The organism is Roseovarius sp. A-2 (genome assembly GCF_002072155.1).
Lineage (GTDB): Bacteria > Pseudomonadota > Alphaproteobacteria > Rhodobacterales > Rhodobacteraceae > Roseovarius.
In genome coordinates this window covers 1-24,815 of record NZ_BDIY01000030.1, presented here as the reverse complement: position 1 = coordinate 24,815, position 24,815 = coordinate 1, and the positions used below count along the sequence as shown (strand labels likewise).

General features: G+C 57.7%; 21 protein-coding genes and 3 pseudogenes. 19 read left to right on the top strand and 5 right to left on the bottom strand.

Going from position 1 to position 24,815, the window contains the following annotated elements:
* Window positions 1–83 (bottom strand): annotated as a pseudogene (locus tag BHD06_RS23240) (IS6 family transposase); the annotation flags it as partial.
* Window positions 84–337: 254 nt separating this feature from the next.
* Window positions 338–1,273, bottom strand: a complete 936-nt coding sequence (locus BHD06_RS20650; protein ID WP_080458856.1) for a LysR family transcriptional regulator — start codon at window positions 1,271–1,273, stop codon at window positions 338–340.
* A gap of 120 nt (window positions 1,274–1,393) precedes the next feature.
* Between BHD06_RS20650 and xdhA the strand changes: the two genes are divergently transcribed.
* The 6 genes from xdhA (at window position 1,394) to BHD06_RS20620 (ending at window position 9,555) form a co-directional block, all read left to right on the top strand.
* Window positions 1,394–2,851 (top strand): xanthine dehydrogenase small subunit, encoded by a 1,458-nt coding sequence (xdhA, locus tag BHD06_RS20645; RefSeq protein WP_080458855.1) that lies wholly within the window; start codon window positions 1,394–1,396, stop codon window positions 2,849–2,851.
* An 85-nt stretch (window positions 2,852–2,936) separates the two neighbouring features.
* Window positions 2,937–5,264 carry a xanthine dehydrogenase molybdopterin binding subunit gene (gene xdhB / locus BHD06_RS20640; protein ID WP_080458858.1) on the top strand — a complete coding sequence of 776 codons (2,328 nt, stop codon included), beginning with the start codon at window positions 2,937–2,939 and terminating at the stop codon, window positions 5,262–5,264.
* Between the two features lie 4 nt (window positions 5,265–5,268).
* Window positions 5,269–6,096: a xanthine dehydrogenase accessory protein XdhC gene (gene xdhC / locus BHD06_RS20635; RefSeq protein ID WP_080458854.1), complete on the top strand. Its 828-nt coding sequence runs from the start codon at window positions 5,269–5,271 to the stop codon at window positions 6,094–6,096.
* A gap of 65 nt (window positions 6,097–6,161) precedes the next feature.
* Window positions 6,162–7,766, top strand: coding sequence for a xanthine/uracil/vitamin C permease (locus BHD06_RS20630; protein ID WP_080458853.1), 1,605 nt, complete (start codon window positions 6,162–6,164; stop codon window positions 7,764–7,766).
* A gap of 71 nt (window positions 7,767–7,837) precedes the next feature.
* The gene (gene guaD / locus BHD06_RS20625; protein ID WP_080458852.1) at window positions 7,838–9,139 is read left to right on the top strand and encodes a guanine deaminase; all 1,302 of its coding nucleotides are present in this window, start codon (window positions 7,838–7,840) and stop codon (window positions 9,137–9,139) included.
* Complete coding sequence (locus BHD06_RS20620) at window positions 9,136–9,555, top strand: heme-binding protein (protein ID WP_080458851.1); 420 nt, start codon at window positions 9,136–9,138, stop codon at window positions 9,553–9,555. Before guaD ends, BHD06_RS20620 begins: the two co-directional genes overlap by 4 nt.
* A 340-nt stretch (window positions 9,556–9,895) precedes the next feature.
* Here BHD06_RS20620 and BHD06_RS20615 read toward each other — a convergent pair whose 3' ends face one another.
* Entirely contained in the window at window positions 9,896–11,137 is a 1,242-nt protein-coding gene (locus tag BHD06_RS20615; protein WP_080458850.1) for a urate hydroxylase PuuD, read from the bottom strand.
* A gap of 98 nt (window positions 11,138–11,235) precedes the next feature.
* On the opposite strand from BHD06_RS20615, the pseudogene BHD06_RS20610 reads away from it, so the two are divergent.
* Window positions 11,236–11,538 (top strand): annotated as a pseudogene (locus tag BHD06_RS20610) (LysR family transcriptional regulator); the annotation flags it as partial.
* A 270-nt stretch (window positions 11,539–11,808) separates the two neighbouring features.
* Here BHD06_RS20610 and BHD06_RS20605 read toward each other — a convergent pair.
* On the bottom strand, window positions 11,809–13,041 hold the full coding sequence (locus BHD06_RS20605) for an IS1380 family transposase (RefSeq protein ID WP_254892533.1): 1,233 nt from the start codon (window positions 13,039–13,041) through the stop codon (window positions 11,809–11,811).
* Window positions 13,042–13,337: 296 nt separating this feature from the next.
* Here BHD06_RS20605 and BHD06_RS24535 point away from each other — a divergent pair.
* Window positions 13,338–13,517: pseudogene (locus tag BHD06_RS24535) on the top strand (LysR family transcriptional regulator); the annotation flags it as partial.
* Window positions 13,518–13,519: 2 nt separating this feature from the next.
* Here BHD06_RS24535 and uraH read toward each other — a convergent pair.
* Complete coding sequence (gene uraH, locus BHD06_RS20595) at window positions 13,520–13,873, bottom strand: hydroxyisourate hydrolase (protein WP_080458848.1); 354 nt, start codon at window positions 13,871–13,873, stop codon at window positions 13,520–13,522.
* 746 nt (window positions 13,874–14,619) lie between these two features.
* On the opposite strand from uraH, the gene BHD06_RS20590 reads away from it, so the two are divergent.
* The 11 genes from BHD06_RS20590 to dmpG all read left to right on the top strand — a co-directional run bounded on the left by BHD06_RS20590 (window position 14,620) and on the right by dmpG (window position 24,815).
* Window positions 14,620–15,852, top strand: coding sequence for an aromatic ring-hydroxylating dioxygenase subunit alpha (locus tag BHD06_RS20590; protein ID WP_080458847.1), 1,233 nt, complete (start codon window positions 14,620–14,622; stop codon window positions 15,850–15,852).
* 81 nt (window positions 15,853–15,933) lie between these two features.
* Entirely contained in the window at window positions 15,934–16,407 is a 474-nt protein-coding gene (locus BHD06_RS20585) for an aromatic-ring-hydroxylating dioxygenase subunit beta (protein WP_217805703.1), read from the top strand.
* On the top strand, window positions 16,352–17,458 hold the full coding sequence (locus BHD06_RS20580) for a 2Fe-2S iron-sulfur cluster binding domain-containing protein (RefSeq protein WP_217805702.1): 1,107 nt from the start codon (window positions 16,352–16,354) through the stop codon (window positions 17,456–17,458). The genes BHD06_RS20585 and BHD06_RS20580 overlap by 56 nt, the downstream gene beginning before the upstream one ends.
* Before the next feature lie 12 nt (window positions 17,459–17,470).
* Complete coding sequence (locus tag BHD06_RS20575; protein WP_139784816.1) at window positions 17,471–17,770, top strand: Rieske 2Fe-2S domain-containing protein; 300 nt, start codon at window positions 17,471–17,473, stop codon at window positions 17,768–17,770.
* A 119-nt stretch (window positions 17,771–17,889) separates the two neighbouring features.
* Window positions 17,890–19,077, top strand: coding sequence for a TRAP transporter substrate-binding protein (locus tag BHD06_RS20570; protein ID WP_080458844.1), 1,188 nt, complete (start codon window positions 17,890–17,892; stop codon window positions 19,075–19,077).
* Window positions 19,078–19,110: 33 nt separating this feature from the next.
* Window positions 19,111–19,689: a TRAP transporter small permease gene (locus BHD06_RS20565; protein WP_080458843.1), complete on the top strand. Its 579-nt coding sequence runs from the start codon at window positions 19,111–19,113 to the stop codon at window positions 19,687–19,689.
* Between the two features lie 11 nt (window positions 19,690–19,700).
* The gene (locus tag BHD06_RS20560; RefSeq protein WP_080458842.1) at window positions 19,701–20,984 is read left to right on the top strand and encodes a TRAP transporter large permease; all 1,284 of its coding nucleotides are present in this window, start codon (window positions 19,701–19,703) and stop codon (window positions 20,982–20,984) included.
* A gap of 38 nt (window positions 20,985–21,022) precedes the next feature.
* Window positions 21,023–22,258 carry an aromatic ring-hydroxylating dioxygenase subunit alpha gene (locus tag BHD06_RS20555; RefSeq protein WP_080458841.1) on the top strand — a complete coding sequence of 412 codons (1,236 nt, stop codon included), beginning with the start codon at window positions 21,023–21,025 and terminating at the stop codon, window positions 22,256–22,258.
* Entirely contained in the window at window positions 22,255–22,725 is a 471-nt protein-coding gene (locus tag BHD06_RS20550; RefSeq protein ID WP_080458840.1) for a nuclear transport factor 2 family protein, read from the top strand. Before BHD06_RS20555 ends, BHD06_RS20550 begins: the two co-directional genes overlap by 4 nt.
* Window positions 22,726–22,760: 35 nt before the next feature.
* The gene (locus BHD06_RS20545; RefSeq protein ID WP_080458839.1) at window positions 22,761–23,648 is read left to right on the top strand and encodes an acetaldehyde dehydrogenase (acetylating); all 888 of its coding nucleotides are present in this window, start codon (window positions 22,761–22,763) and stop codon (window positions 23,646–23,648) included.
* A 27-nt stretch (window positions 23,649–23,675) separates the two neighbouring features.
* Window positions 23,676–24,815, top strand: a complete 1,140-nt coding sequence (gene dmpG, locus BHD06_RS20540) for a 4-hydroxy-2-oxovalerate aldolase (RefSeq protein WP_080458838.1) — start codon at window positions 23,676–23,678, stop codon at window positions 24,813–24,815.

Sequence of the window (24,815 nt, the reverse complement as noted above, 5' to 3'; positions counted from 1 at the left end):
TGATACGCCCATACCGCGTATGCGATAATCTCGCGCGGAAAACGGAAGCCTTTCAGGCGTGGCATATCGGATGGTATTTTCATCCCCGCCGCCTAATCGAAAACGAGACCTCGAACAACTTGGCAATACCCAGGCGCAATGTAGCGAACAGCAAGCCGTTTCATTATCTACGATTCGTTGAAGGCGTTACCCGAATACGTGTATCTGCGGGAGAAATGCGGGATATACCCACGTGTTGTGGCTCGAGCTCACGTTCAGAAGAGATGCAAATGGCTTCGGGCTGGAAAGCTAAGATACGAGCATCGAAACCGGACGGCTTCTCCAATTCGTACAGGATTTAAGCGCGGAGCGAACCGCGGTCGGATTGATTATCTTCGCGAACAAGTTTGTTCCGGCATCGCCTAATCATATAGTCGATGAGCAGGCGCACCTTGTTGTCCTGCAAGCGACGATGAGGATAGAGGCATCCAAAGAGGGCGGGTTCCGGCGGGGTGTCAGGCAGAATTTCTACCAAACGTCCATCGGACAAGGCGCGAGACACATCGAACCTTGGCTTGTTGACGATGCCCCGACCGGCAAGCGCCCAATTCAGCAACACGTCGCCATCGTCGCTGTCATACTTACCAGTAACATCCATGCGCAATTTTCCCGCGGATGTGCGCAGGGTCCAATACCATTCAGGTGAGCGTGGGTAGCGCAACAATAGACAATTGTGACGCCTGAGGTCTTCGGGAACCTGCGGTATTCCATTGGCTTCGAGATACGATGGAGCAGCGCAGAGGATCCTTGGTGTGTCGATGATCTTGCGCATTTTCAGATTGGAATCAGGCGGGCGCCCGATAAAGAATGCGACATCCAGATTGTCTTCCAGCAGATCGACCTTGCGGTCGGACAGGCGCAGCCGGACAGACACATCAGGATACGCGTCGACAAATTCAGGAATGAGGGGGGCGATCACGCGTTTCCCGACGCCCAGCGGTGCCGTGACGTGAACACTTCCGTGAGGTTGGCTGGAAAATGCGGACGCCGCAGCTTCGGCGTCTTCTATGCTCTGGACGACATTGCGGGCATGATCATAGAAGGCGCGGCCAACTTCCGTCGGGGACAGCTTTCGCGTCGTGCGATTGAACAGGCGCACATCGAGACGGCGTTCCAGCTCCTTGATCCGGTTGCTGGCCACGGCCGGCGTCAAACGCAAATCGCGACCACCAGAGGTGATGCTGCCAAGTTCGACCACCCTTACAAAGACGCGCAAGCTTTCCAGATACGGCATCCTGATCTCCTATTATCTACGATTCGTTGAAATAGCATACCCGACTACGGTGTTTTTCCGAGGGGAAGAATCGCCGATGATAAAGGCGTCGCGAGTCGAACTCGGGATTGGGAGGACGATATGACTGCAAGGAACGCCATTCATTTCATACTAAACGGTAAGGACGTCACACTTGACGCCGTAGCAGCAACGGACACGATGTTGGACTTTCTGCGCATCGATCGCAGGCTGACCGGCACCAAGGAAGGCTGCGCCGAGGGGGACTGCGGCGCCTGCACTGTTTTGGTAGGTCGCCTGCGCGACGGAGTGTTGCGCTACGAACCCGTAAACGCCTGTATCCGGTTCCTTGCGACACTGGATGGGTGTCATGTCGTTACGATCGAATACCTTTCGGGTCCCGAGGGGCGATTGCATCCGGTTCAGCAGGCGATGGTCGATCATCACGGCAGCCAGTGTGGATTTTGCACGCCTGGCTTTGTGATGTCGCTGTATGCCCTCTGGATGGAAAAGACCGATCCATCCGAGACCGAGATCGAGACCGCCATTCAGGGTAACCTGTGCCGCTGCACGGGTTATGAGCCGATCATCAAGGCGGCCAAGGCGATGACGTCACTTGGGTCTCCCGTCGACGACGTGTTGAACGTGGAACGCCAAGAGGTGACCAAGCGGCTGAAATCCCTGCAAGACGGTGCGCGGGTCGAGTTGGCCAAGGGTGACAGTCGGTCGATCCTACCGGGATCCGTCGATGATCTGGCGCAGGTGCTGTTGGACGAACCCAAGGCAACCCTTGTTGCCGGGGCAACGGACGTCGGTCTTTGGGTTACGAAATTCCTGCACGACATATCTCCAGTCGTGTTCCTCGGTCATCTGGATGAGCTGCGGCGTGTCGAGGTAACGGACAAGGTCATCGAACTTGGTACAGGGGTCAGCTACTCCGGTAGCGAGGCCGTTCTAGTAGAGCACTACCCCCATCTTAAGGAATTTTGGGATCGCATTGCCGGGTGGCAAATTCGTGCAATGGGCACGGTCGGTGGCAACGTCGCGAACGGATCGCCCATCGGTGACACGCCCCCGGTCCTGATCGCTTTGGGCGCAGAGATTGTGTTGCGCAAGGGGAGCGACCGTCGAACCCTGCCGATCGAGACCTTCTTTATCGACTACGGCAAACAGGATCTGAAAGAGGGTGAATTCCTCGAAACCTTGCGCATTCCTTTGCCTAAGACAGACACGCACTACGCCGCCTACAAGATTTCTAAGCGACGGGATGAAGATATTTCGTCCGTCTGTGCAGCCTTCGCCGTGACAGTAAAGAACGGCAAAATCGCCGAGGCACGTATCGCCTTCGGCGGCATGGCGGCCACACCGAAACTCGCGAGTAGCGCCGAGGCTGCCCTGATCGGAAACGATTGGAGCGAGGCAACCCTGCGCCACGCCGCCGCCAGATTGAGCGGAGATTTCAAGCCGCTGACCGACTGGCGGGCGTCGTCCGACTACCGCATGCGGGTCGCCCAGAACCTGTTCCACCGCTTCTGGCTGGAGCAGCACGGCGATGACGCACCCGTGCGTCTAAGCGCGTAAAGGAGGAACAGAGATGACCGACAAGATCGTCGAAGCACCTATCGAGACCGATCAGCGCAAGGATCCCCCTGTCGCCCAACAGTTGATGCGGGCGGACCAGGATCGCGACCATATCAGGGGCGGGGTCCATACTGACTTACGCCATGACAGTGCGATCAAACATGTCACCGGACGTGCGGATTACTGCGACGACATTCCTGAGCCTGTCGGCACGCTGCACGCCTACCTCGGCCTGTCCGAGAGGGCGCACGCATTGATCCGCGATCTTGATCTGTCCGCTGTCGAAACGGCACCGGGTGTGATCGGGGTGCTGCGGGCCGCGGATATTCCCGGTGTGAACGATGTCTCGCCCACGGGACGAAATGACGAACCGATCTTTGCCGAAGAGAAGGTCGAATTCTGGGGCCAGCCGATGTTTGCAGTTGTCGCAGAAACACGCGACGCGGCGCGTCGGGCGGCCAAGCTTGCGCAGGTCATCTACGAGGATCTGCCCCACGCGCTTGACCCGATTGCCGCACGCGAGGCAGACATGGGCTACGTCACGCCACCGCTGACGCTCAAGCGCGGTGACGCGAAATCCGCAATGGAGAAAGCGCCGCATGTCATCAAGGCGCAGATGAAAGTCGGCGGGCAGGATCACCTCTACCTTGAGGGTCACATCGCCTTCGCAATTCCCGGCGAGGACGAGGATGTGATGGTACATTCCTCCACCCAGCACCCAACAGAGGCGCAACACATGGTGGCGCATGTTCTGGGCGTGCCGTCCAATGCTGTCACAGTCAACGTTCGCCGCATGGGCGGTGGTTTTGGCGGTAAGGAAACACAGATGAACCTGTTCTGCTCAGTCGCTGCCGTTGCGGCGAAGAAGTGGAACCGGGCCGTGAAGATCCGCCCTGACCGCGATGACGACATGAGTGCGACCGGCAAGCGGCACGATTTTGTCATCGACTACGAGGTCGGCTTTGACGACGACGGGCGTATTCTTGCGGTGTCGGGCGATTTCGCGGCGCGTTGCGGATTCTCGTCCGATCTGTCCGGTCCCGTAACGGATCGGGCGCTGTTTCATGCGGACAACGCCTATTTCTACCCCAACGTGCTGCTGAACTCGCATCCGATTAAGACGAACACTGTGTCCAACACAGCCTTTCGCGGCTTCGGCGGTCCACAAGGCGTAATCGCGGCAGAACGGATCATTGAGGAGATCGCCTACCATCGCGGGCTCGACAGTCTGGAGGTGCGAAAGCGCAATTTCTACGGCGACAAAGGGCGAGACGTGACCCCCTATCACCAGACGGTCGAAGACAATGTAGCACCTCGTATCGTGGATGAGCTTGAAGCCAGTGCCGACTATCAAACCCGTCTGAAGGCGGTGAAGGACTGGAATAGCAAAGGCGGCATCATCCGCAAGGGGATCGCGCTGACGCCTGTAAAGTTCGGCATCTCCTTTACCGCGACCTGGTATAATCAGGCGGGCGCGTTGCTCCATATCTACTCGGACGGATCGATCCATCTGAACCACGGCGGCACCGAAATGGGCCAGGGGTTGAACACCAAGGTCGCGCAGGTCGTGTCCGACGAATTTCAGGTCGATATCGACAAGATCAAGATCACGAAGACCACGACCGAAAAGGTGCCCAACACGTCGGCCACAGCAGCGTCATCGGGAACCGACCTGAACGGTATGGCGGCGCTGGATGCCGCCACGCAGATCAGAGACCGCTTAATCGCATTTGCGGTTGAGCGGTGGCAGACAGAACCGGCGAAAGTGCATTTCAAAGCCAATGCAATCGAAGTGGGATCCGAAATGATTCCCTTCGCGGATTTTATACGCGAAGCCTATATGGCGCGCGTTCACCTGTCGGCGGCAGGATTCTACAAGACGCCGAAAATTCACTGGGACCGCGCCACTGGTAAGGGCCGCCCGTTCTATTATTACGCTTATGGCGCGGCCTGTTCCGAGGTTTCCGTCGATACGCTTACCGGCGAATACAGGGTCGAACGGACGGACATTCTGCACGATGTCGGAAAGTCGCTGAACCCGATAATCGATAAAGGTCAGATCGAGGGTGCATTTATCCAGGGCATGGGATGGCTGACCACGGAAGAGTTGTGGTGGGACGATCGCGGGCAACTGCGCACACATGCCCCTTCGACCTACAAGATCCCGTTGGCGTCCGACCGGCCCCGGACATTCAACGTGGAACTCGCAAACTGGTCAGAGAACAAAGAGAAGACGATCAAGCGTTCCAAAGCTGTTGGCGAGCCGCCATTCATGCTTGGCATTTCAGTGTTCGAGGCGCTGTCTCACGCAGTCGCGAGCGTTTCGGACTACAGCGCAAGCCCGCGCCTCGATGCGCCCGCCACACCCGAGCGAGTGCTGATGGCGATAGAACGCCTGAAGCGGGAGGCCTAAAACGATGGTCGACCGGTTCGAACGATTTCTCGAGACTGAGGATGAAACCGTCTTGGTTTGCATCACCTCCGTAGAGGGATCCGCACCGCGAGAATGCGATGCCATGATGCTTGTCTCGTCCGCTCGGATTGAGGGGACGATTGGTGGCGGGCAGCTCGAATTCATGGCCATCGAGAGAGCGCGGGCCATGCTGAAGGCGACGGAACGGTCGGCGACTATGACCGTCGCGCTCGGGCCTGAAATTGGTCAGTGCTGTGGCGGACGTGTTGGGCTCTCGTTCGATGTCTTGACCGCCGATAGCCGCGCGGATTTCTTAGCGCAGCGGGCGTTTGACGCTGAAACACGTCCGGTCGTTCATATCTGTGGCGCAGGCCACGTTGGGCGTGCCTTGGCGGGACTCTTCGTGCAGATGCCTGTCCGAACGGTTCTGATCGACACCCGCGACGCCGAATTGCGATTGTGCCGCGCCCCCGTCGAACGATGTCTTACCGCGATACCCGAAGCGGAAATCCGCGGTGCGGAGCCGCGATCAGCGTTTATCATTCTGACCCACGATCATGCGCTCGATTTTTTGCTGACATCGGAAGCGCTGTCGCGAGGCGATGCGGCCTATGTTGGTCTGATCGGCTCGGCGACGAAGCGCACGAAGTTTGAACGGTATCATGCAGATCAATCCGCGCGGATCGGAACGCACCGGCTTGTTTGCCCCATAGGCACGACAGGCAGTGGTGACAAGCGGCCGGAAGTCATAGCGGCTTTCGTCGCTGCCGAGGTGATGACGGCGCTTACCAAACGACCTGACGACACGAACTTGCGCCTTTTGTCGGAGTAAATGCTGCGACTACCGCCGGCGGAGTGCGGTGCAGCCAAACAACCCAAAAAGGGGAGGGACACCACATGTCGGATACGACTTACAACTACAAATTATTTGCGAGGAGCGACCTGAATGCGTTCTGGGCGCTTTTCACGGACAACCTCGTCAACCTGCTGATCCTGACAGGTGTTTGTCAGTTCGTCTTTCAGATGCCGGCCGAGATCGTATTCGGGCGGATCGTGCCGGGTGCGGCGATCGCCATTCTTGCCGGTGTAGGGGTCTATACGCTGATGGCGAAATGGGCGGCCAATCGTCAGGGCAAGGACGTGACCGCACTTCCCTATGGCATCTCAACGCCGGTCATGTTCGTCTATCTGTTCGGCGTCATCGGCCCGATTTACTGGGCGACACAGGATCCGCTGCTTGCATGGCAAGTCGGAATCGGCGCGGGCTTCATGGGTGGCATCGTGGCGGCACTTGGCGCGATCATCGGGCCATTCCTGAAACGCATCACGCCACGGGCTGGCATGCTGGGGACACTGTGCGGTATCGCGCTGGTGTTCATCGGTTCTGTTCCGCTGACGCAGATTTTTGAAAGCCCGATCATTGGCTTTACGTCACTGCTGTTCATCCTTTGGGGTTTAATTGGGCGCTTTCGCCTTCCGGGCAACATTCCTGCCGGTCTGGTAGCCATTGCAGCGGGCACGATTATCGCGATCGTGCTGGGCCAGTCGAGCTTTACAACCGATGGTATCGGCTTTTACCCGCCGGTTCTTTGGTTGGGCGACATGATTGCAGGTATCCAATACCTGTTTGCGAACCCTGAGCTGTTCCTCGTTCTCATTCCGGTGCAAATTTACAATTTCATCGAAACGATGAACAACGTAGAGTCTGCGGAAGCGGCAGGCGACAGCTATCCCGTCGGGCTTTGTCAGTTGACCGATGGTGCAGGCACCATGATCGGTGCGCTGTTCGGGTCTCCGTTCCCGACCACCGTCTACATCGGGCATCCTGCTTACAAGCGGCTGGACGCACGGGCGGGCTATATCATCGGCGTGGCGCTGGTAATCGCGGCGGCCGCATTCCTTGGCTTCCTGTCATTCTTTGCCGGACTCATCCCAATTGCGGCTGCCGCGCCAGTTCTGGTCTTCGTGGCCGTCAGCCTGATCACTAACACAGGCTACGCTGTGAAACCGGCGCATATGGCAGCCGTCGCATTTGCCATCCTGCCGCACATTTCGAACTTCCTCGTGACGAAATGGGGGTCGATGATGAATGCGCTGCGCAACACAGGTGTCGAAGGGTTGCCGGATCTTGGCAATGCGGATCTGACTGCTGCATTGCTGATGGAAGGTGCCCATTACGAAGGTCATCTGGCGCTGAGCCAGGGTGCGATCATCACGGGCCTCGTCTGGGGGGCGATCGTCGCCGACACGATTGACGGACGGTTCCGCAATGCAGGTTTCTTTGCACTGGCGGCAGCGGTGATGTCTTCGGTCGGGATCATCCACAGCTATACGCTACAGCTCCCGCAGTTCGATGGCATTACCATCGGATACCTGATCATCGGGGCATTCATGATCCTCTATCCGATGTTCGCACTGAAAGAAGACCTGGAGCATCGGATCATCGTCCCGGATGAGCCGGATCTGATCGACGACGATACACCGGCCTTTGATCGGACCTAATACGACCTGTCGAGGCGATCCTAAGGTCGCCTCGACACACGAATTTATCCATTCCAAATAGGGCAAATATAATGGCGAGCACACTGCTGCGCGGACGGACCTTGACGTTCCATTCCGAACCGACCGATGGCGAAGATACCAAAGCCTACACCTATATCGAGGATGGTGCGGTGCTTATGGCGGACGGCATCATTGCGGCCTCCGGGACGTATGCAGATGTTGCAAAGTCTGATCCGGCTGCCAACGTTATCGATCACCGACCACACATGTTGATGGCCGGTTTTATCGACACGCATATTCATTTCCCTCAGGTGCTGATCGTCGCGAGCTGGGGCAGTCAGCTGCTCGATTGGCTGAACAGCTATACCTTTCCGGCAGAAGCTGAATACGCCAACGCGCAACATGCCCGCGCGATGGCGGGGCGGTTCTGCGATCTGCTGACGTCACACGGGACGACGACTGCGGTTGCGTTCTGTTCTTCGCACAAGGCCTCTGCCGAAGCATTGTTTTCCGAAGCGCGCGTCCGCGATATGCGGATGATCGCGGGTAAGACGATGATGGACCGGAACGCGCCCGACACGGTGCTGGATACACCGCAATCCAGCTACGACGACAGCAAGACCCTGATCGCCGATTGGCACGGCACCGGGCGTTTGTCCTACGCCATTACGCCGCGCTTTGCGATCACGTCGACGCCTGAACAGATGGAAATGGCCGGAACGCTAGCATCCGAACATCCCGATTGCCACATCCAGACGCATCTATCGGAAAATCACGACGAAATCGCCTTTACTGCCGAACTCTACCCCAAGGCCCGAGATTATCTCGACGTCTATGAGACGTATGGTCTAGTCAGTGACCGGACCTTGCTTGGCCATGCCATTCACCTCACGGGCAGAGAGATCGATGCGATTGCAGAGACCGGCGCGCATCCGGTGTTTTGCCCGACATCCAACCTGTTTCTGGGCAGCGGATTGTTTGACGATGCAGGGTTGCGCGGCAAAGGTATCCACAGCGGCATCGCGACGGATATCGGGGCAGGGACCAGCTATTCCATGCTGCAGACACTGAACGAAGGTTACAAAATCCTGCAATTGCAAAATCAAAAGCTTCACACGCTGCGGGCGTTTCATTGGATCACGCGCGGCAATGCCGAGGTCCTTGGTCTGGTTGATCGGATCGGGACGCTCGATGCTGGAACGGAGGCGGACGTAGTCGTGCTCGATCCCAAGGCTACTCCCGCGATGTCCCTGCGGGTTGATCGGGCTGATACCCTCGCTGAGGAATTGTTCGCCCTGCAGATGATGGGGGACGACCGTTCCCTCGTCCAAACCTACGTTGCCGGAACTCCACAGAAAGCATCAACCCAATGATGAGTGTCTCAAATCTGGATGAACATGACGCCCGGACCCTGATCAATGGCGCTGCAGCGCATGCGGATGATATCGGTGTGCCCATGTGTATCGCGATCACGGATGCAGGCGGAAACCTGATCGCGTTTCGGCGGATGGATGGTGGCAAGGTGACATCGATCACGGTCGCCATCGACAAGGCCTTCACAGCAGCGGGCGCGAAGAAGGCAACCCACGAATACGGCGCCGCTAGTCAACCAGGCGCACCCGCTTTTGGCATTGGATCGGCGATTGGTGGACGGCTCATGGTTGTCGGGGGCGGTCTGCCTGTGACGGCGAACGGCGAGGTCGTGGGCGGTATCGGCATCAGCTCGGGCAGCCCGGATCAGGACCTTGCAGTCGCACAGGCTGGGTTGGACGCGTGGCAGCCGAATTGATGTTCAACTGGCGTGCTTTCCGATCAGCCGCGACAGCAACAACACCGTGACGAGCGCCGTTGGAATGCAACGCTGCAAAGGCCTTAATAGAAGCCGACTGGTGGGATGTCGCTCTAGTTCTTTTGAGGTCTCTCAGAGCTTTGTACTCCGCACTCTCAACTAAAAATCAGGTTGGTATCCCAGTGTGTTTTCAATCAGTGTGCAATGTTCTGTCTAGTGGAAGCTTCATTGTTGAAATTCGGATGAAGATTCAAACCGACGTTCCGCGCCGCTTGTGCAATAGCATTCTAAATGCCGCGACTGACGTTGCTAGAATCAACGAAGCCGACCCAAATGTTAACTACTCTGAATTGGCGCGACCTTCGCGGACCCATGCCAAGATGATCTCGCGCGCTTCGTCCGACATCTGGATCGCATTCGGCGGGGGCATGGCATGACTGACGCCGGCCTGTAGATAGATAGCCTCTGCATGGCGGGCGACATCGGCCTGGGTTTCAAGATGAACGCCCTTGGGTGCCCATTGCATGTTTCCCCAGACGGGCTCGCGGGCGTGACACATCGAGCAGTTCCCCCGCACGGTGTCGAAGGCTTGATCGAAACTTTCGACCGACGCGAACTGCGCCTCGTAGTCGCTTAACTGTGCAGCTTCGAGGGTGTCGTAGTCGCCATCCCATGTGGAGGCGGTCGACAGCCAGGCGATCAGGATCATCAACAGAATGGTCACGGCCCACGTCCAGTGCGGACCAGTCCCGGTCTTGTGCATAGTGTTGAAATAGTGGCGTATCGTAACACCGGTCAGGAAGATCAGACTGGCGATGATCCAGGCATATTCCGTGCCGAACGCCAGTGGGTAGTGGTTGGACAACATCAGGAAGACGACAGGCAGCGTCAGATAGTTGTTGTGGGTGCTGCGGACCTTGGCGATCTTGCCGTACTTTGCGTCCGGCGTCCGCCCGGCTTTTAGATCTTCAACCACGATTCGCTGGTTTGGCATAATCTGGAAAAATACATTCGCCGTCATGATTGTGGCGGTAAAGGCGCCCAAATGCAGCAGAGCAGCGCGTCCGGTGAAGATCTGGTTGTAGCCCCATGACATCACGACAAGGATCAAGAACAGGAGGATCATCAATACCGTAGGGGTATCGGCAAGTCGCGATCTGCACATCGCATCATAGGCCAGCCAGCCGATTGTCAAAGACCCTGCGGAAATCGCGATACCCTGCCAAAGGGCGAGGTCCGCCTTGGTCGGGTCAATCAGATACAGCTCGCCTCCGACCCAATAGACGATCATCAAGAGTGCCGCGCCAGACAGCCAAGTCCAGTAGCTTTGCCATTTGTGCCAGGTCAGATGCTCTGGCATTTCGGACGGGGCGACCATATACTTTGTCGTATGATAAAAGCCGCCGCCGTGGACTTCCCATTCCTCGCCCGACGCGCCATCCGGCAAGGTATCGCTGGGCTTGAGCATCAGATCAAGCGCAATGAAATAGAAGGACGCGCCGATCCAGGCCATGGCCGTGACGACGTGTAGCCATCGGACAGCGAATGCAATCCAGTCCCACAATATCGCTAAATCATACATGGTGATCTTCCTCCGATTCCAATTCGATCACTCTAGGCGGTCGGCAACTATTCTGGTATCTGGTCTGAACACCAAGCAGTATCAAGAAAACCAATAGAATGTCTCATTTCGACAACATCCGCACCTTTGTTCGCGTCTCTGAGTTGGGCAGCATGTCAGCTGCTGGCCGCGACCTTCGAATTTCGCCAGCTTTGACATCTTCGCGCATCTCGCAGCTTGAGGACCGTCTCGGGGTGCGCCTGTTTCGCCGCACTACCCGTAGCTTGTCCCCGACCGAGCAGGGTACGGCGTTCTATTCCGGTGCCTGCGAAATTCTGGACACGGTGGAATCTGCCGAGGCACGCGTAACTAACATTACCGAGAACCCAAAGGGATCGCTTTACGTATCGGCGCCCCTAGGGCCCTGAACGGTCATGGCATCGCGATCAAACCATTCTTTGAGCCCGCGTTATTCACCGGTGCGTTGCGAGGGGAGTTGGGCACCGGCTTGCCCCAGATTTCGATGGCGCTTTGAGCGGGTGCGGGGATAGCCTTGGCGCGCGCTTGCCAGAAAGTGGCGGCCGATCGCGGCGCTGCAGCGCAAACGGAAGATTTCCCTTGTTGGCGCGCACATGATGTAGGCGCCCAGGGGCGTTTTCAGGGACCTGATGGTTTTGTCGCTGGGTGGCGTGTCATGGACTCGCGGCGCGCAGTCGCTGGATATGCGGCCAGATGGCCGCCCAGAATGGCGCAGCGGCTTCGGCGAGGATCAAGGCCATACGGCGGGCTGAGATGACAAGGCGCGCACCGGCGCGGAGTACACGTTCCCGCAAGCGACGTAGACTCCATGCCGATCCGGTCGCGCGCGCCATGGCGCGTCGTGCCACGTGCATCACCTGATAAGCCAGCATCCCGATCAGCAGACGGACCTCGTTGCAGGTGAAGGCATCGACAGCAGGTGCCGCCGTCTTCGGCTTTTTGCCACGCAGGTGGGTTTTCGGCCGATTGGTCGAGGACAGGGTTGGTGCCAGCACATCCATCAACTCGCCCATATGACCTTCGGCTTTGCCGCGCTGGCGGTAATGCGCCAGCAGGTCCAGTCCATTCATCTGGAATCGCGAGATCGACGTGACGAGGAAGAAGCGGTCGAGCAGAAGGCCGTCAGGTCGTTCCTTGACCACGAGCACAATACGGCGAGGTTCGTCCCAGTTGGCGGCTTGGTATTCCAACTCATGCGTCCACAGCCGGGGTTCGGTCGGACGCCGTCCTGATGGGCGCTTCATATGTGGCTCAGCCAGCCGACCGAGCGCGGGGTTTGCACGAAGACGGGCAACGTGATGGACCCCACGCGCCTCCAAGCCGGCCAGGAGCGCGCCGGACGGAAAGCCCGCGTCGATGCGCACATGGGTGATCCTGCATAGGCTGGCCTCGGCGCGATCAACGACGTCAAGGTTGACGTCCAGAGCGCCATCCGCGGTGCCGACATTACCCGGGCGCAGACGGGCATCGAGCATGTCACCAGTTTCGGCGATGGAGGTGATGAGCGGATGATAGATCCGGGCCCTGTAGTGGCCGTTCCACTCCGCCTTGGGCTGATGGCCATGTACCTCGACCGGCAGGCTGTCCACGTCAAGCGTGATGCGAGTGCGCCGCTCGCCACCGTTCTCAGAGCGCAGGTTGCGGCCGGCAAGTTCGAGGGCCACCTCGCGCAGAACCGTCAGATTCTCTGGTCGCGCCAGCATCGCCGTAAAGCGCGACAGCGTCGGCTGCGACGCCAGACCGGCCTCTCCCGTCAGCGGCGTCAGCCCGGCCGAGGAACTGACCGCCAGACGCATCGCGGGATCGTGGCGCAGGGCGTCTGCATCGTCGTGGTCTCGCCAGCCCTGCGCCACCAAAAGCAACATGGTCCGCAGCAGAGAAGGCAGGTCGTGGACGACGTCGGCCTAGACGGCGACAGTCCCTCATCCTTGCCGCCACCCACGGAACAATCTCGGTCGCGTCGAGCACTTCGCGCAGCAGAACTGCACCTGGATCACCAGTCAACCTTTCCGCCCGCGTTTCGATGGTCAGAGAGCGGTTGAACCCGGCCGCAACCGGTCTTAGCGTTTCACCCATGCGTGCGTCCGTGGCTGTCGACGGATTTTCGTGTAGAAGCTTGATTCTACGACACTTTCAGGCGCACGCAACCTTCACGAAATGATTTGGATGAATAAGAAGGGTTGAGGTCAAGGAACACCTGCGCGCCGGTCGGCTTGTCGTAGTCGCCGCGGCGTCGCCACCAACGTCGGTTCAGATGGCATGTTTGTTCACTCACAGGCGCGGGCAAGATCCGAAAGCGCGTTTGTTCATGGACTTCGTAATCAAACGAATTGCAGTTTCGATCAATGACACGTCTGCCTAGGCCTAGCTGCCCCGATAGGTCGAATACCCGAACGGTGATAGCAAAAGTGGCACATGGTAGTGTGAGGCTTCTGACATTCCGAACCGCAGTGGTATCACGTCCAGAAACCTCGGTTCCTCGTTTGGTGTGCCACTGGCATCAAAATACTGGCCCGCATGGAAGACCAGCTCATAGATGCCAGTTTCAAATTCGCCCGTTGGTAGAATCTGCTCGTCGGTGCGGCCATCGTCGTTTGTCTTCAGGATTCTCAGCAGCGATCTCGACTCACCGTCGATCCTGAAGAGTTCGATGCGCAGCCCTTCGGCAGGACAGCCGCGTGCCGTGTCCAGAACGTGTGTCGTCAGATATCCAGCCATATCAACCTCCTTGCTTATTTTGTATGTGGTATAGCCCGTGTGACCCCGTGACACCAAAGCGAAGTCGCTTATGGCTCTTTCGTGTTTTTCTTGAAAGAAGTTCGAATAGGCCCTCTGGTATTGCCAAGTTGTTGGCATCAGCTTGGCAATACCGCGTGAACAGCTCCGAGTGACGATTCATGCGCTTGAGCCAGCCAAACATTGGAGCTTTCTTTCCAATAGAGACATTAAGAAGAACAATAACTTTTGTATTTAACTGTCGTCCTTGATCTGGATGAAACCATGATGCTGCGCCCCGCCCAGCTTGGATTGTGAGCGCCGTTGCCACGCCTGTGGTCCCACGCGCCGTCAGATCGGACACTGGCAGGACACAGTATCATTCTGCGTTGTCCCTGCGATAAGTTGATTCGATCGAGGATGTACGCACTAAGTTTTATCAATATACCATTGATTTAGTGCTACTTTTTTCTCGTATGTCAACTCACGAGAGTCTGAATTGAGAGCCACGTGACGGGTGTCAGTTCCGCATACCGGTTCTGGCGGATCGTTCGGGCCGTCGCCATACCTTGCATCTGGAAAAGCAAGCGATGCCGCTGCGCACCTACGTAATAAAAGAACCATTTTTCAATGGTTTGTCTGCGAGACATATTAAGTTTTAGAATAAACAATAAATTTTGTTGAAATATACAATCTTTTTGTTATCACTTGTTGCGAGAAGCATCCCTCTGTGACGAAAGGAACTATTGATGGCACGAACGGCTGAAGAGTGGCGCAAGCGTCCCGAACTGGATTCGAACCTGATCGTCGATCCCCGCATCTATACCGATCCCGAGATCTTTCGGGAGGAGCAGGAGTGTATTTTTGACAAGTCATGGCTTGTCGCCTGCCATGAGAGCGAAATGCCGGAGCCCTATGACTTTCGCACCTATCAGCATCCGGGTGGCCACAACATCATCCTCGTGCGTGACGAGAACAATAACATCAACGCCATGCTCAATATCTGCCCGCACCGGGGCAACTTGCTGATCTATGAACCTTCCGGCAGTATCAAGGGCGCGTCGCCTTCTGGCGGCCCGAAGCGTATCACCTGTCTCTTTCACGCTTGGGCGTTTGACGCCACGGGTGAGTGCGTTGACATTCCGCGCTGTGCAGAAGGGTATCAGGACCGGGTCAAGAAGGAAGATTACGGGCTGCGTGGCGTCAAGGTCGAGGTTGGCTATGGCGGGTTCGTCTGGGTCAATATGGATGAGAATGCGCCGACCCTGAAAGAGTGGCTGGGCGGATCGCTCGATGCCATCGACGATACGCTGACCGAGCCGCTGGAGGTGTTCCACTATCACCGTGCCGTTATCGACGGCAATTTCAAGATGTGGCACGATACCAACAGCGAATTCTACCATGACTATATGCATTATCATAACCGGATCACCGGCATGATGCATCCGGGCTATTGGGACCGCGAGTACCGCACCTTCGAGGGCGGCCATGCTCAGGTGACCGACATGCAACTCAAATACGAATCCTTCAAGGGCCACGAGAAGCGCGAATTGGGTTGGCCGGGTCTGGCACCGGGACGTTGGGCGCTGGTCGATCTCTTCCCCGGCATCACCTTCAACATTCGCGCCCCCTCGATGCGGCTTGATACTGCTATACCGCTTGGGCACAACAAGGTTCTGGTGGAGTTCCGCGGGCTTGGCCTGAAGTCGGACACGCCCGAAGAACGTGCCATTCGCATCCGCGACCACAACAGTATCTGGGGTCCGTTCGGTCGCAACCTGCCTGAAGATCTGCTCGGAACCTACGGCCAGGGCCGCGCGCTCTCTGATCCCACAGACGCACCTTACGTTCTTCATGCGCGGCTTGAAGGTAACAAGATCCATGACGAGGTGGGGATGCGCCATTTCCTGGAACGCTGGCAGGAACTCGTGGGGCGCGACCCGTCCGATCCCTACCACAATCAGCCGCGTGCGGCCGAGTAAGCTGGGATTTGAGCGGTCCGTGACGCCACAGAGCCCATTGCGGACCTCTCGCACCGAACCAAGAGTATCCAGGAGAAAAAGATGAAAGTTACCTATGAGGTCGAGAAAGCGGCGCGGGAAATGATTTCCGCCAGTTGCGATACGATGGACCAGGAAGATTTTGGCGCTTATCTGGCGCTCTGCGCACCCGAGTTCCAATATGCGATCCGTGTCTACAGCCCCGAAATTCGCCGGGACATGACATGGCTGGAGAAAGATTACGAGCACATGAAGACATTGCTCGATCTGTTGCCGAAGCAGAACCGCGACCGCAATCCGATCAAGCGCCACATCAGTGTTCGCGAAGTGACATCGACCAATGGCAAAGAAGAAGTGACGGTGCGCTCGGATCTGCAAGTTTACCGCGTGTTGCTGGACGGGGGCGAGGCGCAGGTTTTTGCCATCGGCAAATACACCGACCGCATCGACATGAGCGGTGACGAGCCCAAGCTGCTTGAGCGTGAGGTGCGCCTCGACTCGCGTAGCCTTGGCGCCGGCTATCACATTCCGTTCTGAGCTGAAGCTGATGCAGGTTACGCTCAAATCAAAGAACCACGATTGGACTTTCGCCGCGCATGGCGGCGAGAGTCTGCTCCAAGCCGCTATGCGTGCCGGGCTTCACGTGCCTTATGAATGCGCGACCGGAACCTGTGGGTCTTGCCGGGTTGACCTGATCGCGGGTGAGCTTCAGGATGCGTGGCCCGAGGCTCCGGGGCGCGGTGACGACCCGAATGCACGCCTGATGTGCCAATGCAAGGCAGTCAGCGATTGCGAGATATCGGCAAAGGGATATGTTTATTCCACGGACCATTTGCCAGTCGCCGCTGACAGGGTTTCGGGCCGGATCACCGATCTGCGTCAGCTTACGCCAGATGTCATTGAATTCACCGTCACGCCAGACACGCCCTTGCGTTATCTTGCCGGTCAGTTTGTAACGTTGGAACATGCCGATGTGAAAGGGCCGCGAGGATATTCGATGACCCGCCATGCGCCCGATGGATCGTCTCTGTCGTTCGTCATCAAACGCTTGCCCGGAGGCGGATGGTCGGAATGGATTTTTGCCAAGGGCGATGCCCTGCTCGGGAGCGTGCTTCAAATCGTCGGTCCCTTTGGCAGGGCGACATTCTCCCCCGATCTGGGGATGAACATCGCCTGCATCGCTGGCGGCAGCGGCGTTGCCGGAATGAGAGCCATAATCGAACGTGGCGTCGAAGACGGCTATTTCATGCAATATCGCGGTGCGCTGTTCTTTGGCGTGCGCACCCCGAAAGATGCGTTCTGGCTTGAAGAGCTTGATGCACTGTCTGGAAAAGGTGGAAACAAGCTTTCGATCACCATCGCCTATTCCAATGAAGGGGTTGATCCGGCGCAGCAGGAACGTTTCCCTAACCTCGGTTTCGCCGAAGGTTTCGTGCACGAGATTGCCGCCGCAGGGTTGAAAGGCCGCTTCAATAACCTTCGCGCCTATCTTGCGGGCCCGCCGCCCGCAGTGGACGCCGCCCAGAGGATGTTGCTTGTGGAGGGTAAGATGTCCCCCGCGAACATTCGTTATGACAAATTCAGCTAACAGGTGAACGCAGTGAAATACGTTTGTGAAGTCTCCGAGATCGATGTCGGAGAAATGAAGAGCTTCGATATTGACGGTACCCGCGTGCTCGTCCTCAATGCCGATGGCGAGATCAAGGCCTGTGACGGCATTTGCCCCCATCAGGAGGTGCTGCTTGAGGAAGGAATTTTCGACGGCTGTCTGCTCACCTGCCACTCGCATCTGTGGCAGTGGAACGTGCAGACCGGCGAGATCGAACAAGAGGCGGAGAAGGACCTGAAGTTCTTCGACGTGAAAGTCGATGACGGCAAGGTGTTCGTGATCGGTCTGTGAGGTTCTGTCGGCCATGACCGTGTTCTAATGAGGAGCGGGGCACGGATGCTGGCCGACAGTGCAACAAGGCCAAACAAGTTGGCCAAGTGACGACAATGTCCACTTAGGGAGGAAACGCGATGAAATCCAAATACTCACGGCGTCAGTTTCTGGAGATTTCCGGAACTTACGGGCTGAAGGCGGCGCTTGGCGCGTCCGTTCTGGCCGCAACGACGGGCATGTTGCCCGGAACGGAATTTCTGGCCAGCCAGGCGCGCGCCAGCGAAGGCAAATACAAGATCCGCTTCGGTGCCGGCATCATCAACAAGAGCAACGAGCCGCACTTGGCTACCGCGCTTTATGATTTCGTCGACAAGGCCGAAAGAATGTCCGATGGCGCGCTTGAATTCCAGGTGATCGACTCCAGCCAATCCTGCGCAGAACCGACCTGCGGTGATCGGGTTCTGTCCGGCGTGATCGACATGGGCAACGCGTCGCCCCAGAACCTTGGCGGCGTTCTACCTTATATAATTGCGATGGATTTCCCGTTCCTTTGGCAAGGACGAGAAGGTTATATCAACTTCCTGTATTCCAAGGATTCCAACGCTACCTATCGCGATGTCCTGCGGAACACTTATGGGGTCGAGCCTCTCTGGGTCTCGGGCGAGATGCGCAACCTTTTCCTTGGCATGCGCTATTCCGGCCAGGACGCGATCACCAACCGGACGGATTTCGCGAATGCCAAGATCCGGATCACGAACTCGATCATGATCGCCAACTTTGTCAAGAGCATCGGTGCGCAGCCGATTCCGCTGGCCTGGACAGAAACACTCGAAGGGCTGAAATCCGGCGTTGTGGACGGCGCAGAGACCTGGCCCGGCGCTGCGACAGGGTTCGGGATGCACAACGTGCTGTCTCATGATGTGCCGCTCGAGTTCTGCGTCGGTTGCGAAATTTTCTTTATGTCGCGCAAGACCTTTGGCAAGCTGCCCACGAACTTGCAGGAGGTCATTCTTGAGGCGTCCTATGAAACGATGCAGCTGGGCTATGAGCGCGTCGAGGAAGCTAAAAACAAGGCCATCGGCAATGGCGCAACCCCTGCGGCCGATGCAGCCTATAAACAGGCTGGCGTGAAACTCGCGCAACTGACCGAGGCCCAGCTTGCCGAGTATCACGAAGTCGCCGATGTAGAGGCGAATGGCGAAATCTGGTCTGGCGCGCGCCAAATGCTGGATGGCGTGTCCGGCATTGATACGTTCGGCGCGATGAAAGAAGCGGCGGCCAAGCACAATGGTAAGCCGCATACGCCACAACGCTGGTGGACCTGATCCTTTCCAAACATCTATGCAGGGAGATCGGATATGCCTGAGGGTTCGTCCGTATATGACATGACAAAAGAATCCGTTACATCCGCGACCAAGCCATCACTCTACGAGCGTTCAGATGTCATTGTCACGCGAATCGAAAGCTTTGTGATGATCGCCGCCTATAGCGTGCTCATGGCGATCATCGGCTTTGAGACGTTGCGGCGGATCTTCTTTCAATCGAATTGGCTCGCGGGTCCGGATGTGGCTCTCTATGCCTTTGTCTGGCTGTCATGGTTCGCCATGGCACACAATATCCACAACAATACGCATCTGTCGTTCACCGAATTTCGCGAGCGCATGCCGCTGAATCTACGTCGTGCCTTCGAGATTTTCGACTGCTTGCTCTGGCTCGGGGCAGGAACGATCGTGATCTACACGGCCTGGGATTTGATCGACCGACAGTTCATGTTCAACCAGAAGATTTTTGGCACGAGCATCCCGGTTGCGGCTGGCAGTCTCGCGGTTCCGGCCGGCTGGGGATTCAGCATGCTGCGCATCCTCCAGCGGCTCTATCGTATTCTTTGGCGTCACGAAGATTTTCACGCGGATCATGTCGTCCGTGAGTTCGTATAAGGACACAGACGATGTTACTCACCCTCATCAGCCTCGCTGCAATCCTTCTCTTCGTCACCGGGACACCAATTCTCCTGATCATGATCGGATGGGTTGTCACCACCTCGTATTTTGTCGCGGACCTGTCCCTCAGCAATGTTGGCATCGGGGCCATCGACACGATCACCAGCTTTGTATTCCTTGCCGTGCCCCTCTTCATTGCGACGGGGGATTTTCTGACCGAAGGCGGCATCTCGAAACGCCTGATTGACTTCGCCCGAAGCCTGACGGCTGTTTTCCCTGGTCGAACGGCCGCCGCTTCGGTCGTCTCGAGCGGCATGTTCGCGGCTGTGAGCGGCTCTAACTCTGCCACCGCAGCGACCGTCGGGCGCATGTTGAACGAAGAGATGGTGCAGGCGGGGATAAAAAAGCCCCTCATTGCGGCCATCGTGGCCTCTGGCGGGATCGTCGGCGTCATCATTCCGCCGAGCGTGATCTTTGTGGTCTACGGGGTCACGATGAACATCTCGACGATCGACCTGTTTGTCGCGGGTATCATCCCCGGCCTGATCCTCGTTCTGTCCATGCTTGTAACCGTCATGTTCCATACCCGCAAAACGGAACCGGGCGTGGGATTGAGAGGCTTCAGTCCCAAGACCATTGGCAAGACAGCGATGCAAGCATGGTTGGGATTCATCGCAATTGGCTTGATCTTCTTTGGAGTCTACGACGGGCTGTTCAGCCCGACAGAGGCGGCCGGAATTGTTGCGCTCTTCTGCCTCTTTGCCGGATTGGCGATCACACGCCAGATCAAGGTCCGCAATGTCCCGTCTATCATGATGCGGAGTGCGGCAGTGACGGGTCTGATCGTGCCGTTGGTCGCGTTCTCAACGCAGTTCCAGCAGGTGCTGGGCGCGCTCGATGCGGCCCAGGCCATTCAATCTCTGCTCAGCTCGATCGGGGAAAACTTTGGAGTGACCGCCGCGCTCGGTTTGATGCTTTTGCTGATCCTCATGGTGGGCGCGCTGACGGAATCGGTTGCCGTGGTGCTCATCCTTGGACCGATTCTTGCCCCTGTGGCTGCGGGGTTCGGGATTGATCCGGTGCATTGGGGCGTCGTCTTTGTTGTCGGGACTGCGATCGGGTTTGTGACACCGCCCTATGGGCTCAACCTCTTCGTTGTCTCTGCCGTCTGCAAGGTGCCGTTCGGCCAAGTGATGCGCGCCATCCCCATCATGCTGGTGCCGCTTATCCTTGCCTGGCTGCTCATCACGGTGAGCCCGTGGATGACCATGCTGTTGCAGCCAACGCAGTGATCGCGGTGTCGGGTCCGAGGACAAGAAGGAGAACCGTAATGTCCAGAAATTCACGAGAGTGGGAAGCACTCCCTCAGGTGCCCGCTGATCACTATGTCAGTTCGGATATTTATGTCGAGCAAGAGGTATTTGACCTTGAGATCGACCGTATTTTCCGGCGCCAGTGGAAGTTCGCGTGCCACGAGAGCGAGCTTCCGGAAAAAGGCGATTACCGCACCGTAAACCATGCGGAGTGGCCGCTCCTCATCCATCGCGGGATGGACGGGGTTGTGCGGGCCTTTCTAAACGTCTGCTCTCATCGGTCATCGCTTATTGCCACGGCTCCGCGCGGCAACGCCAAGGTGCTGACCTGTTTCTTTCACCTCTGGGGATTTGACAGCACCGGGGCTTGCACCGAAATCACCAAGCCGGACGGCTATAACCAATGCAGTGCCATATCCAAGGACAAGATGGGTCTGCGCGAGGTGAAATGCAGCGTTTCGCTCGGGATGGTCTTTGTCAACATGGATGACGAGGCCGAGGAGTTCGACACTTATGTCGGAAACGCTCTCGAACAGCTCATTGAGCCGATGGGAACCGAGCCACTCGAAGTGTTCCACCTTCACCGAGTTCAGGTCAACGGCAACTGGAAGCAGTGGCAAGAAACCAATATGGAACTTTACCATGAGCGGGGACATGTTGTTAACCGAACTACGTCGATCATGGCAAAGAAATACCATGAACGGGAATGGTCGGTTCATCCCAACGGCCACGGCTGGCTTGCGCCATTCAAGGTTGAATACACCAATTACAAGGGCTGGGACCAACGCGATGCGTTGACTTTGCCAGGGCTGACACCAGGCGAGTTCCGTGTGGTGGATCTTTTCCCCAACACCACGGTCATCGTTCGCGGCTCTGTGATCCGCATTGACACCACCATTCCTGTGGCTCCAGGCATTACAATCCTGGAGCAACGCGGCCTTGGGATCGAAGGCGAGTCTGCCGAGGATCGCCGGACCCGGCAGAAACACCACAACCAGTTCTGGGGGCCGCTTGGCCGGAACCTGTCCGAGGACGTGATTTTTGTCGATGCCGTAGCGCAGGCCAACAAGCGCCGCGCCGGGCTTTGGGGCATCTTCGCCCGCCATGAAAACATGATGAGCCAGGATGATGAGATCATGCGCGCCTATTACCGTGTCTGGTCCGCAATGATGGGACGCCCCGCCTCCAATCCGCTTGGACGTGACGTGGTCGCAACGATGCCGACCATGTTAATGGAAGGTCCAGTCAAATGAGCCTGACATTTGAACACGCGCAAGCTGTGCATAACCTGCTCGCCAACGTCGCAAGCCATCTCGACGCAGAGCAGTGGGACGATTTCCGGACATGCTGTAACGGCGAATTTCAATACAAGGTCACCGCTTTCAGCGCCGACCTTGGAGCCGACATGGTCTGGCTGGAACATGACGTCAAGGAACTGAAAGAGATGTTCTCGATGATCCCGAAGCATGTGCGCATGCGCGGCGTGTTGCGTCGCCACGTGTCGCCCGCACGGATCACGCTCATGGACGGCGGTGAGGTCTCGGCGGCCAGCACGGTGCTTCTTGTCCACACTGCCGAGAGCGGCGAGACGAAGGTTATCGCCTCCGGACGTTATTTCGACCGTATCGCGTTTGATGCGCGCGCCACCCCGCAGCTTGTCAGCCGCCACGTCGCTCTCGACACCATCACCTGGAATCCGGGGCTGCATGTTCCGGTCTGAGAACTGAAATCCGCACGCTGAAAGGAAACAAGATCATGCTTGATAAAACACAAGGTGGCCGCAAGGTGCGCGCCGCCATCGTCGGCTCCGGCAATATCGGAACCGATCTTATGTACAAACTCCGCAAGAACCCTAACTTCGAGGTTGTCTTGCTTTCGGGAATCGACCCGGCCTCCGAAGGGTTGGCGCGGGCGCGCGAAATGGGTGTCGGCACCTCGACTGACGGCGCGGAAGCGGTGTTCGAGGACGGCAATATCGACGTCGTGTTTGAGGCAACCTCTGCCTATGTCCACCGGGTCAATGCGCCCCGCTACCAAGAAGCTGGAATTCTCGCCATTGACTTGACCCCCGCGAAAGTGGGCGCTCCGGTCGTTCCAACCGTCAATATGGCGCAGCACGACACTGCGCCGAATATCAACCTGTTGAGCTGCGCCGCACAGGCGACCGTGCCGATCGTGCATGCCGTGACATCGGTGGTGCCGGTGTCCTATGCCGAGATCGTAGCCACCGTGGCTTCCAAGAGCATCGGACCGGGCACACGCGACAATATCGAGGAATTCACCCACACGACCAGCATGGCACTGGCCGATGTCGGTGGCGCTGCCAAGGGCAAGTCGCTCATCATCGTGAATCCCGCGGAGCCGTCGATACTGATGCGCAACACCATCTATTGCGTGACTGGCCCCGATGTGGACATCGAGGCTATCCGCAAATCGGTCGAGCAGCGCGTCGCAGAGGTCCAAAAGGACGTCCCCGGTTACCGAATCGTTCTAGAGCCGTTCATCCGCGACGATCATGTGATGATCGGGGTCGAGGTGGCTGGTGCAGGCGATTTCCTGCCGACATACGCCGGCAATCTCGACATCATCAACGCTGCGGCCGTCGCGGTGGCACAGCGCCGCCTCGTCGGTGTCAAAGCCTGACTCCACGGAACATGAAAGGATAAATCAATGACAGACATTACCTTTGTCGACGTCACCCTGAGGGACGGCAATCACACCTACAAGCACCAGTTCACGTCCGAAATCGTGTCCAAGACCGCAGCGGCGCTCGATGCTGCCGGGGTCGATATCATCGAGGTCGGTCATGGGGACGGTCTTGGGGGCAGCACGGTGCATATCGGTCGCTCGCCCGAGCCTGCAATCAACTTGATCAAGGCGGCGTGCGACTCGGTCACACAGGCCCGCATCGCGGTGCTTTTGTTGCCCGGTTTTGGCATTTTCCGTGACCTTGAAGAATGCAAGGAGGTCGGCGTCAGCGTGGCCCGCATTGCCAGCCACTCCACCGAGGCAGACACCACCAAACAGCATATCCGCAAGGCCGCCGATCTGGGCATGATGACGGTTGGATATCTGATTTCCGCCGGCATGGCCGACCCGGAGACCCTGGCCGACGAGGCGCGCAAGCTTGAATCCTACGGTGCCCGCTATGTCAACCTCGCCGAGAGCCAGGGCCACCTAGTGCCAACCGAAGTGGCCGAACGGGTGCGTGCGGTGCGCAACGCCGTGTCGATCCCGATCGGGTTCCACCCGCATAACAACCTCGGACTGGCCAATGGCAACATTCTCGCCGCTATCGACGAAGGTGCCACCTATATCGACGGCAGCCTCAAGGGCTTTGGCGGCGGTGCCGGCAATGCCCAGACCGAGGCCACGATCGCGGCGCTCAAGCGGGTCGGCCATACTGTCAAGACGGATCTGCCGGGCATTCTCGACGCCGCGCAGGTGTTTGCCGATCTCGTGGCACCGCAACCCATGCCGGTGATCGACAATGACTCGATCATGATGGGCTATGCCAACGTGTATGGCGGCTATGTCCTGCCGGTAAAGCGCGCAGCCGAGAAATATGGCATCGACGCCCGAGCCCTGATCATGAAATTGGGCGAGCGCAGCGTTGTCGCTGGCCAGGAAGACGCGGTCGAACAGGAGGCTCAGGCCCTGGCCGCTGCGCAGGCAAAAGCTGTAGTAGTGTCCGCATTTCGTGTTGGTAAGCCTTCTTTTCGCCAAAAACGGCCAATATGGCGCTCCGAGGGAAGACGCGGAGGGCGCAATGAAGGCACACGATTTCAGGAAGTTTATCAGTCGATTTGA

What these genes read in the sequence shown, in the direction of transcription:
- xdhC (WP_080458854.1), top strand. Translation starts at nt 5,269, where the DNA reads ATGGTCGACCGGTTCGAACGATTTCTCGAGACTGAGGATGAAACCGTC.
- BHD06_RS20570 (WP_080458844.1), top strand. Translation starts at nt 17,890, where the DNA reads ATGAAATCCAAATACTCACGGCGTCAGTTTCTGGAGATTTCCGGAACT.
- BHD06_RS20590 (WP_080458847.1), top strand. Translation starts at nt 14,620, where the DNA reads ATGGCACGAACGGCTGAAGAGTGGCGCAAGCGTCCCGAACTGGATTCG.
- uraH (WP_080458848.1), bottom strand. Translation starts at nt 13,873, where the DNA reads ATGGCTGGATATCTGACGACACACGTTCTGGACACGGCACGCGGCTGT.
- xdhA (WP_080458855.1), top strand. Translation starts at nt 1,394, where the DNA reads ATGACTGCAAGGAACGCCATTCATTTCATACTAAACGGTAAGGACGTC.
- BHD06_RS20585 (WP_217805703.1), top strand. Translation starts at nt 15,934, where the DNA reads ATGAAAGTTACCTATGAGGTCGAGAAAGCGGCGCGGGAAATGATTTCC.
- guaD (WP_080458852.1), top strand. Translation starts at nt 7,838, where the DNA reads ATGGCGAGCACACTGCTGCGCGGACGGACCTTGACGTTCCATTCCGAA.
- BHD06_RS20545 (WP_080458839.1), top strand. Translation starts at nt 22,761, where the DNA reads ATGCTTGATAAAACACAAGGTGGCCGCAAGGTGCGCGCCGCCATCGTC.
- BHD06_RS20560 (WP_080458842.1), top strand. Translation starts at nt 19,701, where the DNA reads ATGTTACTCACCCTCATCAGCCTCGCTGCAATCCTTCTCTTCGTCACC.
- BHD06_RS20650 (WP_080458856.1), bottom strand. Translation starts at nt 1,273, where the DNA reads ATGCCGTATCTGGAAAGCTTGCGCGTCTTTGTAAGGGTGGTCGAACTT.
- BHD06_RS20615 (WP_080458850.1), bottom strand. Translation starts at nt 11,137, where the DNA reads ATGTATGATTTAGCGATATTGTGGGACTGGATTGCATTCGCTGTCCGA.
- BHD06_RS20630 (WP_080458853.1), top strand. Translation starts at nt 6,162, where the DNA reads ATGTCGGATACGACTTACAACTACAAATTATTTGCGAGGAGCGACCTG.
- xdhB (WP_080458858.1), top strand. Translation starts at nt 2,937, where the DNA reads ATGCGGGCGGACCAGGATCGCGACCATATCAGGGGCGGGGTCCATACT.
- BHD06_RS20550 (WP_080458840.1), top strand. Translation starts at nt 22,255, where the DNA reads ATGAGCCTGACATTTGAACACGCGCAAGCTGTGCATAACCTGCTCGCC.
- BHD06_RS20555 (WP_080458841.1), top strand. Translation starts at nt 21,023, where the DNA reads ATGTCCAGAAATTCACGAGAGTGGGAAGCACTCCCTCAGGTGCCCGCT.
- BHD06_RS20565 (WP_080458843.1), top strand. Translation starts at nt 19,111, where the DNA reads ATGCCTGAGGGTTCGTCCGTATATGACATGACAAAAGAATCCGTTACA.
- BHD06_RS20620 (WP_080458851.1), top strand. Translation starts at nt 9,136, where the DNA reads ATGATGAGTGTCTCAAATCTGGATGAACATGACGCCCGGACCCTGATC.
- dmpG (WP_080458838.1), top strand. Translation starts at nt 23,676, where the DNA reads ATGACAGACATTACCTTTGTCGACGTCACCCTGAGGGACGGCAATCAC.